Here is a 15,218-nt window from a genome sequence, read left to right as displayed (position 1 = left end):
TGTACGCAGTTTTCATTAACTGTGATGAATGTCGAAGTGTGGATGCGGGTGGATGTTAGAATACTCACAGACCCGCAAGGTAAAATTTATACGGCACTGCCGTTGGAGATTGTTATGACCGATTTAACTGCAAGCAGCTTGCGCGCGTTGAAACTGATGGACCTGACTACCCTGAACGATGACGACACCAATGAGAAAGTCATCGCCCTGTGCCATCAGGCGAAAACGCCAGTGGGTAATACCGCAGCCGTTTGTATCTACCCGCGCTTTATCCCGATTGCCCGTAAAACGCTGAAAGAGCAGGGCACCCCGGACGTGCGCATTGCAACCGTGACTAACTTCCCGCACGGCAACGACGATATCGAGATTGCGCTGGCAGAAACCCGCGCGGCGATTGCATACGGTGCAGACGAAGTTGACGTGGTGTTCCCTTACCGCGCGCTGATCGCCGGTAACGAGCAGGTCGGTTTTGACCTGGTGAAGGCCTGTAAAGACGCGTGTGCGGCGGCCAACGTGCTGCTGAAAGTGATCATCGAAACCGGCGAGCTGAAAGAAGAGGCGCTGATTCGTAAAGCCTCTGAAATCTCCATCAAAGCCGGTGCGGATTTCATTAAAACCTCTACCGGTAAAGTGCCGGTAAATGCGACCCCGGAAAGCGCGCGCATCATGATGGAAGTGATCCGCGACATGGGCGTGTCCAAAACCGTAGGCTTCAAACCTGCGGGCGGCGTGCGTACCGCCGAAGACGCGCAGCAGTTCCTGGCGATTGCCGACGAACTGTTCGGCGCCGACTGGGCCGATTCCCGCCACTACCGCTTCGGCGCGTCCAGCCTGCTGGCCAGCCTGCTGAAGGCGCTGGGTCACGGCGACGGTAAGAGCGCAAGCAGCTACTGATTGCCAACAATGCCGGATGACGCTTCGCTTATCCGGCCTACAGGATCGTAGGGCGGGTAAGCGTAGCGCCACCCGCCACAATTCCCCCGATTCCGCATGGAGGTTACCGTGTTTCTCGCACAAGAAATTATTCGTAAAAAACGTGATGGTCATGCATTAAGCGACGAAGAGATCCGCTTCTTCATCAACGGCATTCGTGATAACACCGTCTCAGAAGGGCAGATTGCGGCTCTGGCGATGACCATTTTCTTCCACGATATGTCGATGCCTGAGCGCGTGTCGCTGACCATGGCGATGCGAGATTCAGGAACCGTTCTGGACTGGAAAAGCCTCAACCTTAACGGCCCGATTGTGGATAAACACTCCACCGGCGGCGTGGGTGACGTGACCTCCCTGATGCTCGGCCCAATGGTGGCAGCCTGTGGCGGTTACATCCCGATGATCTCCGGGCGCGGCCTGGGCCACACCGGCGGTACGCTCGACAAACTGGAAGCCATTCCGGGCTTCGATATCTTCCCGGATGACAACCGCTTCCGCGACATTATTAAAGACGTTGGTGTGGCGATTATCGGCCAGACCAGCTCTCTTGCTCCGGCAGACAAGCGTTTCTACGCGACCCGCGACATCACCGCGACCGTTGACTCCATCCCGCTGATCACCGCCTCTATCCTGGCGAAGAAGCTGGCAGAAGGGCTGGACGCGCTGGTGATGGACGTGAAGGTAGGCAGCGGCGCGTTTATGCCAACCTATGAACTCTCTGAGGCGCTGGCCGAAGCGATCGTTGGCGTCTCCAACGGCGCAGGCGTGCGCACTACCGCACTGCTCACCGATATGAACCAGGTGCTGGCTTCCAGCGCCGGTAACGCCGTCGAAGTGCGTGAAGCCGTCCAGTTCCTCACCGGGGAATACCGTAACCCGCGTCTGTTCGACGTCACCATGGCGCTGTGCGTGGAGATGTTAATCTCCGGCAAGCTCGCCAAAGACGACGCCGACGCCCGCGCGAAGCTGCAGGCGGTGCTGGACAACGGCAAAGCGGCGGAGATCTTCGGCCGCATGGTCGCGGCGCAAAAAGGCCCGACCGACTTCGTCGAAAATTACGCGAAGTACCTGCCCACCGCGACGCTCAGCAAAGCGGTGTATGCCGATAGCGAAGGGTTTGTCTCCGCCATGGACACCCGTGCCCTCGGCATGGCGGTGGTCTCAATGGGCGGCGGTCGTCGTCAGGCCTCAGACACCATTGATTACAGCGTCGGCTTTACCGATATGGCCCGTCTGGGCGACAGCGTTGACGGCCAACGTCCGCTGGCGGTGATCCACGCCAAAGACGAAGCCAGCTGGCAGGAAGCGGCGAAAGCGGTGAAAGCGGCCATCATGCTTGACGATAAAGCACCGGAAACCACACCGACTGTCTATCGCCGTATCACCGAATAGCGGTATACTGATCTGATCGATAATTTTTGAAGCACTACGTACGGAGAACAATTATGAAACGTGCATTTATTATGGTGCTGGACTCATTCGGCATCGGCGCAACCGAAGATGCAGAACGTTTTGGTGACGTGGGTTCCGATACCATGGGTCACATCGCGGAAGCCTGTGCGAAAGGCGAAGCGGACAACGGTCGTAAAGGCCCTCTGACTCTACCTAACCTGACCCGCCTCGGGCTGGTGAAAGCGCATGAAGGCTCTACCGGTAAAATCGCAGCCGGTATGGACGGCAACGCGGAAGTCGTGGGCGCCTATGCCTGGGCGCACGAACTCTCATCCGGTAAAGACACCCCGTCTGGCCACTGGGAAATCGCCGGTGTGCCGGTGCTGTTCGACTGGGGTTACTTCTCCGATCACGAGAACAGCTTCCCGCAGGAGCTGCTCGATAAGCTGGTGAAGCGTGCCAACCTGCCGGGTTACCTCGGCAACTGCCACTCTTCCGGTACCGTGATTCTGGACCAGCTCGGCGAAGAGCACATGAAAACCGGCAAGCCGATTTTCTACACTTCTGCTGACTCCGTGTTCCAGATTGCCTGCCACGAAGAGACGTTTGGCCTGGATAAACTCTACGAGCTGTGCGAAATCGCCCGCGAAGAGCTGACCGAAGGCGGCTACAACATCGGCCGCGTGATCGCGCGTCCGTTTATTGGTGACAAAGCGGGTAACTTCCAGCGTACCGGTAACCGTCACGATCTGGCCGTTGAGCCGCCGGCACCAACCGTGCTGCAGAAGCTGGTCGATGAGAAAGACGGTCACGTGGTGTCCGTGGGTAAAATCGCGGATATCTACGCTAACTGCGGCATTACCAAAAAGGTCAAAGCGACCGGTCTCGATGCGCTGTTCGATGCCACCATCAAAGAGATGAAAGAAGCGGGCGACAAGACCATTGTCTTCACCAACTTCGTGGACTTCGACTCCTCCTGGGGACACCGTCGCGACGTCGCGGGTTATGCTGCGGGTCTTGAGCTGTTCGACCGCCGTCTGCCGGAGCTGATGGAGCTGGTGGGTGAAGATGACATTCTGATCCTGACCGCGGACCACGGCTGTGACCCAACCTGGACCGGTACCGACCACACCCGCGAGCACATTCCGGTGCTGGTGTACGGCCCGAAAGTGAAGCCGGGCTCGCTGGGTCACCGTGAAACCTTCGCGGACATCGGCCAGACCCTGGCGAAATATTTTGGTACGTCTGACATGGAATATGGCAAGGCCATGTTCTGATGTCATTGCCCGGTGGCGCTTCGCTTACCGGGCCTACGGTTTTGTAGGCCGGGTAAGGCATAGCCGCCACCCGGCAAAAACAACAATGTAAAAGGAACTGAAGATGGCAACTCCTCACATTAATGCAGAAATGGGTGATTTCGCTGACGTCGTGTTGATGCCGGGCGACCCGCTGCGCGCGAAGCACATTGCAGAAACCTTCCTCGAAGACGTGCGTGAAGTGAATAACGTACGCGGCATGCTGGGCTTCACCGGTACCTATAAAGGCCGCAAAATCTCCGTCATGGGTCACGGTATGGGTATCCCATCCTGCTCTATCTACACCAAAGAGCTGATCACCGACTTCGGCGTGAAGAAAATCATCCGCGTGGGCTCCTGTGGCGCGGTGCGTATGGACGTTAAGCTGCGCGACGTGGTTATCGGCATGGGTGCCTGCACCGATTCCAAAGTAAACCGCATGCGTTTCAAAGACCATGACTTCGCGGCAATCGCTGACTTCGGCATGGTGCGTGACGCGGTTGACGCGGCAAAAGCGCTTGGCGTTGACGCGCGCGTGGGTAACCTCTTCTCTGCCGATCTGTTCTATGCACCAGACGGCGGCGAGATGTTCGACGTGATGGAAAAATACGGCATTCTGGGCGTGGAAATGGAAGCGGCGGGCATCTACGGCGTTGCGGCTGAGTTTGGTGCGAAAGCGCTGACCATCTGCACCGTGTCCGACCATATCCGTACTCATGAGCAGACCACTGCCGCTGAGCGTCAGACCACCTTCAACGACATGATCAAAATCGCGCTGGAATCCGTTCTGCTGGGCGATAAAGCGTAATGTTGTCTGCCGGGCGGCATTCGCTGCCCGGCATTTTCACTTCTTACAGATACACGACGCTGATCGTCGCCTGACCATCAAACTCGGTGTCTTCCGTCAGAGACAGCTTCTTCAGGTTTTCCACTGCCAGCGAGACGTTCAGCGGGAAAGAGACGCTGGTCACCGCCATCGGGTCGGTTTTACCGGCAGATGCCACGCTCATCAGACCCAGGTCTTTGTTCGCAATGGTGCCACCATTGGCTTTCTGCCAGCGGCCCATACTTGTACCTGCAGACAGCGCAGTACGGATAGGCTCAACCGTTGCGCCATTCGCCGTGACGTCACCGGTGCTGGTATACACTGAGTATGCGCCGATGTTCTTACCGTCATGCGTTTTACCCAGACCAAAGGTCGAGATGCTGCCGCGCAGCTCGCCACCGTTAGACGTCGCATTCATCACCTTCAGATTGGAACTGCTGCCGGTGCTGGCGTTGGTGTCTGCGCGGTTATCCGCGATGCTCCAGCCCACTTTAGTCGGCGTTGGGCAGTTGATCGTGAGTGTCAGACCTTTTTCACCCAGCTGGGTTGCCTGGGTTTGAGAGAGATCGCCGACCTGGACGGTACCGAAATCGATCACGCCATTGTTGCTGAGTTCAGGCGTACAGGAATTGCCGGTCAGCGACGCTTTGACTTTCAGTACCGCTGTGTCACCCGCATGAGCACAGGTCGCTGCCAGTGCCAGTGCGGCGGCAAGGAGACTCTTTTTCATGGTTAATCCTTAACATAGATGTAATGAATATTAAATTGAATGGACGGATCCATAATTTAAAAGGTTTATTTTTCTTCTTACTCTTCACCCAAAAAATGAATACGAAGGTGAATTCTTTTACTCGCTAGTTAATAATTCCCAGGCGAGAGTGCTTTCCAGGTCGGTATTATCGGAAATTCTGCGCAGCTGGTTATTATTAATGATGGGTATAAGTTTTATGGTTACGCTCATTTGCTTGCCCTGAATCGGTGTCGCGTTTTGGCGAGCAATGATGCCGTCGTTGTTTTTCAGGAAAACATGTTCTTTGGGGCTGTCTGATGAGGTAAATTTTACCCGGTCGGTGGTTTTGACGAGATCGTAGTGGCGTCCGTCTACCGTCATGTTGTTCGCGACCAGCGCCAGCCGTCCCTCCTGCCCAAACAGCACGCCGCCGTTGGCGCCAGATGCGGACTGCATGAACAGGGCCATGACCTGAGGCTGAGGGCAAAACACGTTGATCATCACCTCTTTTGCGGGCATGCGATTCCAGTTTTTCAGCGAGGCAGCAATATCGTCCTGTTTGAATCGGCCAAACGAGACGGTCGGCTGAGAAAGGGTCATCTGGCACTCCTCGCTGAATACCTGAGAGGCGAAAAATAATGTCAGACCGCTCAGCATCACGTTAACTATTTTCACTGGCATGTTCCTTCTGCTTTTTCGTAATAGGCGTCTTTATCTTTCTCTTCATTCAGCGTGTAGTGGATCTGGCATAAACGCGTCATATTGTCGTCCACGACATACAGCTCCGGCGTCGTCGAGGCATCAGAAATAAACACACTGCCGTTATCCATCACGCTGACAATATAGTTGCTGTCTTTGTCCACGATACTTAGCCCTTTTTCGAGCCAGCCGCCATTGACATGTTTTACCTTCAGCATCACGCGACGGGTATTCAGCACCTGGAAATCGACCTGTGCAAATGAGCCGTAGGCCGCGGACACGGTCTGGATACCATTTGATAAATCCATCCCCTGCGGCAGCGAGCTGGTATTGATCACAATTTGTGATTTCTGCCACTCTCTGAGCCCGGGAACGACGGCTTGCCCCCAGTAATCTGTCCAGACGGTGCCATCGGGTGTGGTGATTTCTATCCCGCTTTCCGGCTCACTTAGCCTTGCGATGCCAAAGGTCTCTTTCACCGGGAAGGGGGCAAAGGTGAGGCCATGGCGGTGCATGACAATGCCACCCCCTAACGATGCGCTGTAGTTATGCTGGTTTCCGTCATTCAGACCAGCAGACAGTCCAAGTTGGGTATAGTGCAGGTTGGTCGTGATATTGCCGTTAAAGGAATCACTTTTGTCCTGATTATCGCGATCGGCAGAAATGTTGTAGTTGAGGTTTCGGCCGACAGAACCGCTGTCCTGGACGCCATAGTTTTGCTTTTCACCCTGAGTACGCATGTAGGTACTGACGCGATCGTCGCCCAGAGGGACGATCAGACTGACATAGAAGAGATCGTCATTGTTGCTGGTGCTGTTTTCTGTTTCGCTATTGCTCATGGCGTGTTGCCAGTTTACGGACAGCGAGGTACGCCCCAGGCTTTTGCTCCACGAGGCCATCAGATAGCGTGAGTCACCGCTGCTCTCATCGCCAGAGTTCGCGCTGTATTGTAAAGAGAGGGAGCCGATGTATTCGTTGTTCCAGCTGAGGCTGGTATTCCATGCGTTTTCATAGCTTTGCGATTCTTCGTCCATGGCTTCGGTAAGCTCACGAAAGTCGCCGTTATACTGGGAAGCACTGAGCCCGAGCGTCAGCTGCGCGGGGAGTAAAATATTGCTGCTGAGCTCAAACTTGCTGCCCCGCTGCGTATCATAAAAGCGGGACTGACTCAGCAATACGCTGGGTGAAATGAGCCAGTTTTCATTGACGGACCAGTCGAGCTTTGCACCGGTAGACTGGTATTTCTCGGCCAGCACGCTTGCCGCAACGGCAGTCAGGCGTGTAGTCAGGCTCGTACCGTCAGACACGGTGAACACCCAGGGGGAATTCTTTTCATCGCCACTGTCGCGAACCTGACCAAGTGCCAGATTTAACCCCTCGGCACGGTTGCTCCCGATGACGTTGAGGGCTGATGAGGGCACGGTGAAATGGGTTGTTGAGCCATCGGTTTCGATAACGCTGACATCCAGGTCGACATTGCTGCGCAAAACCGGTACGTCCGGCAGCGTGAAGGGACCGGCATTGATCAGCGAAGAATAGATAACCTGACCGGACTGACGAACTTCTACGCGAGCCTGGTTTGTACGGGCAATACCAGAGACTTCCGTGACCTGAATATTGGGCTGAAGACCGGTTTCAGGCATGAGCTGGACCCCGGTAATTTGCGCGCCGCTAAACAGGGCGGAGTTGATATTGATTTGACCGACCTGCGCACGCATTTTTTTCTCTTCAAAAACGTGCTCAGCGTAGGTGTAAAGATTCTCGGCACTGCGGGTGCCGTTATCGTCCGTCAGGATGTAGTTACTGCGCAGCGTCCAGTTTGCAATGTTAATACCGGTACCGATATTTCCCTGTGAAAACGTGCTGTTGCCACCGCTGCCATATTCGTTGTAGTTGGTGAAAGCGTTGTAGTTAATGAGGCCCGCAACGCCGCCGTGAGAGTAAAACCTGGCGGCATAGAACCCGTTATCCATGGCTTCTGCCGGAACGAAGATCTCCAGTGACTCGGTGTTGGGCATGAGCGTGATCGTGGCTGAAGGGTAGTCTTTGAGCAGGTCATGACACGTCTCTTTTTCGCTGATATTTAGCGGTAAAAGCCCCACGGCGCTGATGAAATCATCATCAACGCAGAGCTGCCCTTCGTCCCCTATCTTGACGGCGAGGCTGCCCTTTTCAATGCCGTTTATTTTTACCTGCACGGCATGCTTGCCAGGCAGATAGCGTTGAGCTTCAGAGAAATAGTGGGCGAGGTTGGTACTGATGCCACGTGTCGCCAGAATATCCGTATTAAAGTCCACATCGGACGCATGCAGCGCGGAAGACGGCAGTAATGCTGCCACTACTGCCGCTCGGCGCATCCTGTTGCGCAATGATAGCTCAGTCACCAAAGCACCCTGTCGTTTTAGCGTTTAAGGGGGGCTGTGTAGTTATCCACTTCAATCCCGTAGCGGCTGGCGGGGCTGAACTCTACTGCGTTATCGGCGCTACCCATCGGCTTGTCCATCTGCACTTTCATGGTTTCACCCGGCAGGATAAAGGTCTTGTTGACCAGCCCGGTTGCTCGCGATGGAAGTAGGGTAATGGCGGTTGAGAAGCGCACGACGTAAGGGGAGGTATTGCGCACCACAACCTCTTTTCCTTCCAGCGACCAGGTCAGTAACTTCCACGCGTCGGTGACGACAGGCAGGCTTTTCGGATGGATCAGTACCGGCAGATCCTGGCGAAGGTTAATCCCCACCTTCACGTTTTTATCTTTGTTCTTCGGCGGAATACCTTCGAAGATCACGCGCTTATAGTGTTCGACCGTGAGAGGTTTATCGGTTTCAAGAATAAAACGCACCTGCTGTTCCTGGCCTGGTTCCAGACGAACAACCGGCTGGGTGACGTTGAGCTTTACGCCATTTTCCCCTTCGATATCGTTAATAGAGGTGTAGAGCAGAGTCGGTATGGTGTCGGTATTTTTGACGCTCATTACGCCGCCGTGGTTGGCTTCATCAATCATCAGCAGCGTGGTTTCAGGTACCATGCCTGCGGCGAACAGCGTGGTGGGAAGCGCGAATAAAAGGACGGAAAACAGGGATGAAGTTTTCATTATTCTGGTCATGATTTTTTCGTGGTTAACGGTATTAAAAAACTCCCCATCGAAATGGAGAGTTTTGCGGCAACATGCTGAATTACAGATAAACCAGCGTAATAGTGGACTGGCCGTCGAGATCGGTTTTGTCGGTCAGGGTCAGATCTTTGCTTGGCGCGGTAGCCAGCGCGATTTTCAGTGGGAAAGCCGCAGTGGTGAAGGCCATTGGCGCACGCTCACCCGTTTTGGCAACGGTCATTACGTCGGTACCGTCGTTCATGATGATGCCGCTGGTCCACATGTTGACCCAGCTTCTGCTGCTGATGGCGCCGCCGGTGTACATAGACGCGGCAATAGGCTGAGCCGTTGCGCCGTCTGCGGTGACGGAAGTCAGATAGGTCGCAACGGAATAGGCACCGATGTTTTCCCCTGCGCTGGTTTTACCCACGCCGTTCAACTGGTAGTTACCGGATGCCTGAGCACCGTTCGCCGTGCCGTTATCCACGTGGAACTCGCTTGATGTTTTATTCTTACCGGCATTTGAATCTGCACGGTCATCTTTGATCGTCCAGCCTACGCGGGTAGCCGACTGGCATTTGATGGTGAATGTCACATCTTTATGGCCAGCCTGGTAGGCCGCGGAGGAGGAAAGCGAATCCAGACCCACTTCGCCGAAATCTGCCAGACCGCCGTTGCTGATTTCAGGCACGCAACCAGCGCTGGTCAGCGTTCCCTGAACTTTCAGCATTGCAGTCGGTTCAGCATAGACCGCAGTCGCTGCCATTGATAAAACGGTAGCGAGAAGGAGCTTTTTCATTGTTATTCCTTAACCATAGAAAGAGTTAATAACTCAGATATTTTTAATTTAAAAATGACTTGCAAATCGATAAGTATCGGCATGACAAGCAGCGCCGATTTTAGTAATGATTTAAGTAATTCAATAATTAGTTTTACTTACACGTGCTTTGAGATTTAATAAGGCTCATTTAAACATTTATGAATGTATTTATTTAAATGAAAACGGCGGAATACTCCGCCGTGATAGTGACCAATCGTCAATGATTACAGGTAAACCAGCGTGATGGTGGTTTCGCCGCTCAACTGAGCTTCATCCGTGGTGGACAGGCGGTTAGTGTTAACAATCGCCAGAGACACTTTGAACGGATAAACCACGTTGGTGATGGCCAGCGGTGCGGTATAGCCAGGCTTGGTTGCGGTCATAATTTCCGCGTTACCGTTAGCGATAACGCCAGACGCCAGGTTGCGCCACATGTATTCGCCTTTGCTGTTCACGTAGGCTGGGGCATAGATAGCCTGGGCAGGCATGCCGTTAGCCGTGATCTCATTGACGCGGGTGCTGATCGCATACGCACCAATTTTGTCGCCAGCGGCAGTGGTGCCCACGCCATAGGTGGTGCCAGCACCATACACGTCGCCGCCATTGTCTTTGGCATCACGAATATAAAACTCGCTGGAGCTCAGATCGTTTGCCGCATTGGAGTCTTCTTTGTTATCGGCAATACTCCAGGCAACTTTGGTTGCAGACGGGCAGTTGATGGTCAGAGACATGTCTTTCTGGCCCATCTGGTTGGTCTGGGTTGGAGAGAGCTGATCCAGCGCGATAGTCCCAAAATCAATAGAACCGCCGTTGCTTAATTCAGGGGTGCAAGAAGCATGGTTCATTTTACCCTGAACCTTCATCACGATGCTGCCGTCTGCCAGCGCTGCCGTGGATGTCATTGCAATCAGTGTTGCAAGAAGAACTTTTTTCATTGTTATTCCTTAACCAATAATTGAATAATTGTATTAATTATCATGAAGTCATTAACTTGCAGTGTTGCAAGCGCGAGGATTCTATTAATGGTTAATGTTAATTCTATAATGATTAATTCTAATTTTTGTTTTGAGAAATATTAATGCGGGTAAATACATTTGTGCATGTATTTACATGTAGAAGGAGGCGAATAATAAAAAAGCGGTGCATTTATTCACCGCTTTTTTATCCGGGTTATTTTATAGCCAGGGCGATCCAGGCCGATAATTCCCGCAATTCTCTTTCTTGTTGCGGAAAATCGCCGATCAGCGCATCACACTCCTGCTGCAACATATCCGCCCGATACAAACAGCCCTGCAGACGCGCGGCCAGCGCCTCTAACGGTGCCGGATTGAGACTATCCGTAAAGACCTGCGTGCGGGTTATGTGGCCCTTCTCAACGTCAAAGTGCAATTCCACGCCGCCCCAGGTAAAACGTTCGTCCAGTAGATGGGAAAAGGCAGGGGCCTGACCGAAGTTCCACTCCCAGCTGCTCTGGCGGGCGAAAGTGTCGGCGAAGTTGGGCAGGTCCGGCGTTTTGTCCGGGGAGATCACTTCGGCTTCTACCCGCTCACCGTAATGTGCAAAGAAAGCGTCACGGATCGCATCGCAAATCTGCTCGTGAGTAATCCCGGGCAGCAGTTCCACCAGATTCGCCACGCGCCCGCGTACGGACGTAATGCCCTTAGCCTGTAGCTTTTTCTTATCAGGATTAAGGTAGTTCGCCAGACGGCTCAGATCGGCATTCAGCAACAGGGTGCCGTGGTGGAAGCCGCGATCCATCGTTTCACGATAGGCAGAGCCGGAGACCTTGCGGTCACCGTCGGGCGTTTTGACCACCAGATCGTTGCGTCCCGAGGCTTCAGCCGTCACGCCGAGCGCATTGAGCGCGTTGAGGACGATGGATGTTGAGATGGTTTTGTCGTATTCCGGTTTTCCCGCCATAAAGGTAAAGCAGGTATTGCCCAGATCGTGGAACACCGCACCGCCGCCGCTACTCCGGCGCGCCAGGCGGACGTTGTCTTCTTCCATGCGCCGGGTGTTGCACTCTTTCCACGGATTTTGCGCACGACCAATGACCACCGTATCGGCGTTACGCCAGAGAAAGAGGACGCGCTGGGTGGCAGGCATCTGGCGGAAGATGCACTCTTCCACCGCGAGATTAAACCAGGGATCGCAAGAGTCAGAGATAAGCAGGCGTAACGTCGTCATGGCAAAGTTCCTTTTCTGAATCGTTCGCCTACTTTATCACTATTCTTTCTTCTCGCTCTCTTCGTCTTCGGGGACCGACCGGCTGGCGGTCAGCAGGAACGGGGATTGCTGCCAGCGCGTGCGTTTGCCGCGAAGCAGGGTGCGCGCCAGCACAACGCCAATGGCGAGCGAAAGCAGCAGCATCAGGCGCAGAATGTTGGTGGTATTATCGACCTGCTTGGCTTCAGTCGGAAGAGTATGGGTGTCGAGCGTCAGGCGCAGATACCCCAGAGGGCCATTCTTGCCCTGAATAGGTTCAACAAGCTGTTGGTTGAAGTAGCCGCCGGCTTTTTTGCCGTCCAGCGCCAGCCTGTCGCGCACGTCGACATGTTCGCCCGCGCGGGCAATCAGGTTGCCTTGCTCATCATAGACGCCCGCATCAAGAATGCGGCTGTTCTCCGTCAGCAGGCGTAAAACCTGGCCTATTCGCTTCTCGTCCGGCGTTTCGGTTCGCATGGACGGTGCGACGTTGAGCGTCACCTGGCGTGCCAGCGTGCGGGCCAGCTCTTCAAACTGCGGGTTGCGTTGCCGTTGATGATTCTGGCTAAACCACGATGCCCCTTGCATCAGCACCACTAAGAGTGCGAGACAGGAAAGGACAATCACGGCTCGATGGAGCCGGAATTTCAGTTTTGCGCGAGCCATATTCCACCTGCTGAAAATTTACGGCTTAATGTTGCCAGAAGTGATGGTTACAGGGTAGCCTCATGCGTTATTTTCCCTCTGCAACCTTCCGGCGCGAACGAAATTACAGGAGCTTTAATGCCGAACATTACCTGGTGTGACCTGCCAACGGATGTCTCTTTATGGCCAGGATTGCCGCTCTCTTTAAGTGGCGATGAGGTGATGCCTCTGGATTACCATGCCGGTCGTAGCGGCTGGCTGCTGTACGGACGCGGTCTGGATAAGCAACGCCTGACCCAGTATCAAACCAAACTGGGGGCCGCGATGGTCATCGTTGCCGCCTGGTGCGTGGAAGACTACCAGGTCATTCGTCTGGCGGGCTCTCTGACGCAGCGCGCCACGCGCCTGGCGCATGACGCCGGGCTGGATGTCGCACCACTGGGTAAAATTCCGCACCTGAAAACTCCCGGCTTGCTGGTCATGGACATGGACTCTACCGCCATTCAGATCGAGTGTATTGACGAAATTGCGAAGCTGGCGGGCAGCGGTGAGCTGGTGGCGGAAGTCACCGAGCGTGCGATGCGCGGCGAGCTGGATTTCACCGCCAGCCTGAGACAGCGCGTGGCGACCCTGAAAGGGGCCGATGCCAACATTCTGCGCCAGGTGCGCGATGTGCTGCCGCTGATGCCCGGGCTGACGCAACTGGTGCTGAAGCTGCAGTCCCTCGGCTGGAAGGTGGCGATCGCCTCCGGTGGCTTCACCTTCTTCGCGGATTATCTGCGGGAAAAACTGCATCTGACCACCGTGGTGGCCAATGAACTGGAGATCATGGACGGCAAGCTGACCGGCCAGGTGATCGGCGATATTGTGGATGCCCAGTACAAAGCCAATACGCTGACGCGTCTGGCGGAAAAATATGAAATTCCGGTTGTCCAGACCGTCGCCATCGGGGACGGTGCGAACGACCTGCCGATGATCAAAGCGGCCGGCCTGGGCATTGCCTACCATGCCAAGCCAAAAGTGAATGAAAAGACGGAAGTGACTATCCGTCACGCTGACCTGATGGGAGTGTTCTGCATTCTCTCCGGCAGCCTTAATCAGAAATAACGGTCTGCTTTGTAGGCCGGGTAAGCGTAAGCGCCACCTGGCACGCAGGCCGCAGAGAAATAACGAGGTAAACCGTGGCGAAAGCTCCAAAACGCGCATTTGTCTGTAATGAATGTGGTGCGGATTATCCGCGCTGGCAGGGGCAATGCAGCGCCTGTCATGCCTGGAACACCATCACCGAAGTGCGTGGTGTGGCGGCTTCGCCGAGCGTGGCGCGCAATGAACGCCTGAGCGGCTACGCGGGCAATGCGGGCGTAGCGAAAGTCCAGAAGCTCTCGGACATCAGCCTCGAAGAGCTGCCGCGCTTCTCCACCGGGTTTAAAGAGTTCGATCGCGTGCTCGGCGGTGGCGTGGTGCCGGGCAGCGCGATTCTTATCGGTGGTAACCCGGGCGCGGGCAAGTCAACCCTGCTGCTGCAAACGCTCTGCAAGCTCGCCGAGCAGATGAAAACCCTGTACGTCACGGGGGAAGAGTCCCTGCAGCAGGTGGCGATGCGCGCGCACCGTCTGGGCCTGCCGACCGGCAACCTGAACATGCTGTCGGAAACCAGCATCGAGCAGATCTGCATGATCGCCGAAGAAGAGCAGCCGAAGCTGATGGTGATCGACTCCATCCAGGTGATGCACATGGCGGACATCCAGTCCTCGCCGGGCAGCGTCGCGCAGGTCCGTGAAACCGCGGCCTACCTGACGCGCTTTGCTAAAACACGCGGCGTGGCGATTGTGATGGTGGGCCATGTGACCAAAGACGGCTCGCTGGCGGGGCCGAAGGTGCTCGAACACTGTATCGACTGCTCCGTGATGCTCGATGGCGACGCGGATTCCCGCTTCCGCACCCTGCGCAGTCATAAAAACCGCTTTGGGGCGGTGAACGAACTGGGCGTGTTTGCCATGACCGAGCAGGGGCTGCGTGAAGTCAGCAACCCGTCGGCCATCTTCCTGAGCCGTGGCGATGAGATCACCTCCGGCAGCTCGGTGATGGTGCTGTGGGAAGGGACGCGCCCGCTGCTCGTCGAAATTCAGGCGCTGGTCGATCACTCGATGATGGGCAACCCGCGGCGCGTAGCGGTTGGTCTGGAACAGAACCGTCTGGCGATCCTGCTGGCGGTGCTGCACCGTCACGGCGGGCTGCAGATGGCGGATCAGGACGTCTTCGTGAACGTTGTCGGCGGCGTCAAAGTCACCGAGACCAGCGCAGACCTGGCGCTGCTGCTGGCGATGGTCTCCAGTCTGCGCGACAGACCGCTGCCGCAGGATCTGGTCGTCTTCGGCGAAGTGGGCCTTGCCGGGGAAATCCGTCCGGTGCCCAGCGGGCAGGAGCGAATCTCCGAGGCGGCAAAACACGGTTTCCGTCGCGCGATTGTTCCGGCTGCCAACGTGCCGAAAAAAATCCCGGAAGGGATGCAGGTTTTTGGCGTGAAGAAACTCGCAGATGCGTTAAATGTCTTTGACGACTTATAATTACGTATTCGATTT

General features: G+C 55.2%; 14 protein-coding genes. 6 read left to right on the top strand and 8 right to left on the bottom strand.

Features of this window, described 5'->3' with window-relative positions:
* Positions 1–114 precede the first annotated feature (114 nt).
* The 4 genes from deoC to deoD all read left to right on the top strand — a co-directional run bounded on the left by deoC (position 115) and on the right by deoD (position 4,428).
* A complete protein-coding gene (gene deoC, locus ACMGGE_RS13595) occupies positions 115–894 on the top strand; it encodes a deoxyribose-phosphate aldolase (protein ID WP_003856543.1) in 780 nt (259 codons plus the stop codon).
* Positions 895–1,002: 108 nt separating this feature from the next.
* On the top strand, positions 1,003–2,325 hold the full coding sequence (gene deoA / locus ACMGGE_RS13590; RefSeq protein WP_252077589.1) for a thymidine phosphorylase: 1,323 nt from the start codon (positions 1,003–1,005) through the stop codon (positions 2,323–2,325).
* 53 nt (positions 2,326–2,378) lie between these two features.
* Positions 2,379–3,602 (top strand): phosphopentomutase, encoded by a 1,224-nt coding sequence (gene deoB / locus ACMGGE_RS13585; RefSeq protein ID WP_014882457.1) that lies wholly within the window; start codon positions 2,379–2,381, stop codon positions 3,600–3,602.
* A gap of 103 nt (positions 3,603–3,705) precedes the next feature.
* Positions 3,706–4,428 carry a purine-nucleoside phosphorylase gene (gene deoD, locus ACMGGE_RS13580; protein WP_045907741.1) on the top strand — a complete coding sequence of 241 codons (723 nt, stop codon included), beginning with the start codon at positions 3,706–3,708 and terminating at the stop codon, positions 4,426–4,428.
* A 43-nt stretch (positions 4,429–4,471) separates the two neighbouring features.
* Here deoD and ACMGGE_RS13575 read toward each other — a convergent pair whose 3' ends face one another.
* From ACMGGE_RS13575 to ACMGGE_RS13540, 8 genes are all read right to left on the bottom strand, one after another.
* Positions 4,472–5,176, bottom strand: coding sequence for a DUF1120 domain-containing protein (locus ACMGGE_RS13575; protein WP_045907742.1), 705 nt, complete (start codon positions 5,174–5,176; stop codon positions 4,472–4,474).
* Between the two features lie 117 nt (positions 5,177–5,293).
* Positions 5,294–5,857 carry a hypothetical protein gene (locus ACMGGE_RS13570; protein ID WP_417929847.1) on the bottom strand — a complete coding sequence of 188 codons (564 nt, stop codon included), beginning with the start codon at positions 5,855–5,857 and terminating at the stop codon, positions 5,294–5,296.
* Positions 5,848–8,214: a fimbrial biogenesis usher protein gene (locus ACMGGE_RS13565; protein WP_420293859.1), complete on the bottom strand. Its 2,367-nt coding sequence runs from the start codon at positions 8,212–8,214 to the stop codon at positions 5,848–5,850. The genes ACMGGE_RS13570 and ACMGGE_RS13565 overlap by 10 nt, the downstream gene beginning before the upstream one ends.
* A gap of 62 nt (positions 8,215–8,276) precedes the next feature.
* Positions 8,277–8,966: a fimbria/pilus chaperone family protein gene (locus ACMGGE_RS13560; RefSeq protein WP_420293858.1), complete on the bottom strand. Its 690-nt coding sequence runs from the start codon at positions 8,964–8,966 to the stop codon at positions 8,277–8,279.
* Between the two features lie 82 nt (positions 8,967–9,048).
* Complete coding sequence (locus ACMGGE_RS13555) at positions 9,049–9,765, bottom strand: DUF1120 domain-containing protein (RefSeq protein WP_420293857.1); 717 nt, start codon at positions 9,763–9,765, stop codon at positions 9,049–9,051.
* A gap of 245 nt (positions 9,766–10,010) precedes the next feature.
* Positions 10,011–10,721 carry a DUF1120 domain-containing protein gene (locus ACMGGE_RS13550; protein ID WP_045907746.1) on the bottom strand — a complete coding sequence of 237 codons (711 nt, stop codon included), beginning with the start codon at positions 10,719–10,721 and terminating at the stop codon, positions 10,011–10,013.
* A 235-nt stretch (positions 10,722–10,956) separates the two neighbouring features.
* On the bottom strand, positions 10,957–11,973 hold the full coding sequence (lplA, locus tag ACMGGE_RS13545; protein ID WP_420293856.1) for a lipoate--protein ligase LplA: 1,017 nt from the start codon (positions 11,971–11,973) through the stop codon (positions 10,957–10,959).
* Between the two features lie 39 nt (positions 11,974–12,012).
* The gene (locus ACMGGE_RS13540; protein ID WP_048225575.1) at positions 12,013–12,657 is read right to left on the bottom strand and encodes a YtjB family periplasmic protein; all 645 of its coding nucleotides are present in this window, start codon (positions 12,655–12,657) and stop codon (positions 12,013–12,015) included.
* A 117-nt stretch (positions 12,658–12,774) separates the two neighbouring features.
* Here ACMGGE_RS13540 and serB point away from each other — a divergent pair, with 117 nt between their 5' ends.
* Both serB and radA read left to right on the top strand, forming a co-directional pair.
* Positions 12,775–13,743, top strand: a complete 969-nt coding sequence (gene serB, locus ACMGGE_RS13535) for a phosphoserine phosphatase (RefSeq protein ID WP_008502066.1) — start codon at positions 12,775–12,777, stop codon at positions 13,741–13,743.
* Between the two features lie 74 nt (positions 13,744–13,817).
* Positions 13,818–15,203 carry a DNA repair protein RadA gene (gene radA, locus ACMGGE_RS13530; RefSeq protein ID WP_023293325.1) on the top strand — a complete coding sequence of 462 codons (1,386 nt, stop codon included), beginning with the start codon at positions 13,818–13,820 and terminating at the stop codon, positions 15,201–15,203.
* Positions 15,204–15,218: the final 15 nt, after the last annotated feature.

The organism is Enterobacter sp. BNK-22 (genome assembly GCF_048684805.1).
Lineage (GTDB): Bacteria > Pseudomonadota > Gammaproteobacteria > Enterobacterales > Enterobacteriaceae > Enterobacter > Enterobacter quasiroggenkampii.
This window is presented reverse-complemented; position numbering and strand designations above follow the sequence as displayed.

What these genes read in the sequence shown, in the direction of transcription:
- deoB (WP_014882457.1), top strand. Translation starts at nt 2,379, where the DNA reads ATGAAACGTGCATTTATTATGGTGCTGGACTCATTCGGCATCGGCGCA.
- serB (WP_008502066.1), top strand. Translation starts at nt 12,775, where the DNA reads ATGCCGAACATTACCTGGTGTGACCTGCCAACGGATGTCTCTTTATGG.
- ACMGGE_RS13540 (WP_048225575.1), bottom strand. Translation starts at nt 12,657, where the DNA reads ATGGCTCGCGCAAAACTGAAATTCCGGCTCCATCGAGCCGTGATTGTC.
- ACMGGE_RS13550 (WP_045907746.1), bottom strand. Translation starts at nt 10,721, where the DNA reads ATGAAAAAAGTTCTTCTTGCAACACTGATTGCAATGACATCCACGGCA.
- deoD (WP_045907741.1), top strand. Translation starts at nt 3,706, where the DNA reads ATGGCAACTCCTCACATTAATGCAGAAATGGGTGATTTCGCTGACGTC.
- ACMGGE_RS13555 (WP_420293857.1), bottom strand. Translation starts at nt 9,765, where the DNA reads ATGAAAAAGCTCCTTCTCGCTACCGTTTTATCAATGGCAGCGACTGCG.
- deoC (WP_003856543.1), top strand. Translation starts at nt 115, where the DNA reads ATGACCGATTTAACTGCAAGCAGCTTGCGCGCGTTGAAACTGATGGAC.
- lplA (WP_420293856.1), bottom strand. Translation starts at nt 11,973, where the DNA reads ATGACGACGTTACGCCTGCTTATCTCTGACTCTTGCGATCCCTGGTTT.
- ACMGGE_RS13570 (WP_417929847.1), bottom strand. Translation starts at nt 5,857, where the DNA reads ATGCCAGTGAAAATAGTTAACGTGATGCTGAGCGGTCTGACATTATTT.
- ACMGGE_RS13575 (WP_045907742.1), bottom strand. Translation starts at nt 5,176, where the DNA reads ATGAAAAAGAGTCTCCTTGCCGCCGCACTGGCACTGGCAGCGACCTGT.
- ACMGGE_RS13560 (WP_420293858.1), bottom strand. Translation starts at nt 8,966, where the DNA reads ATGAAAACTTCATCCCTGTTTTCCGTCCTTTTATTCGCGCTTCCCACC.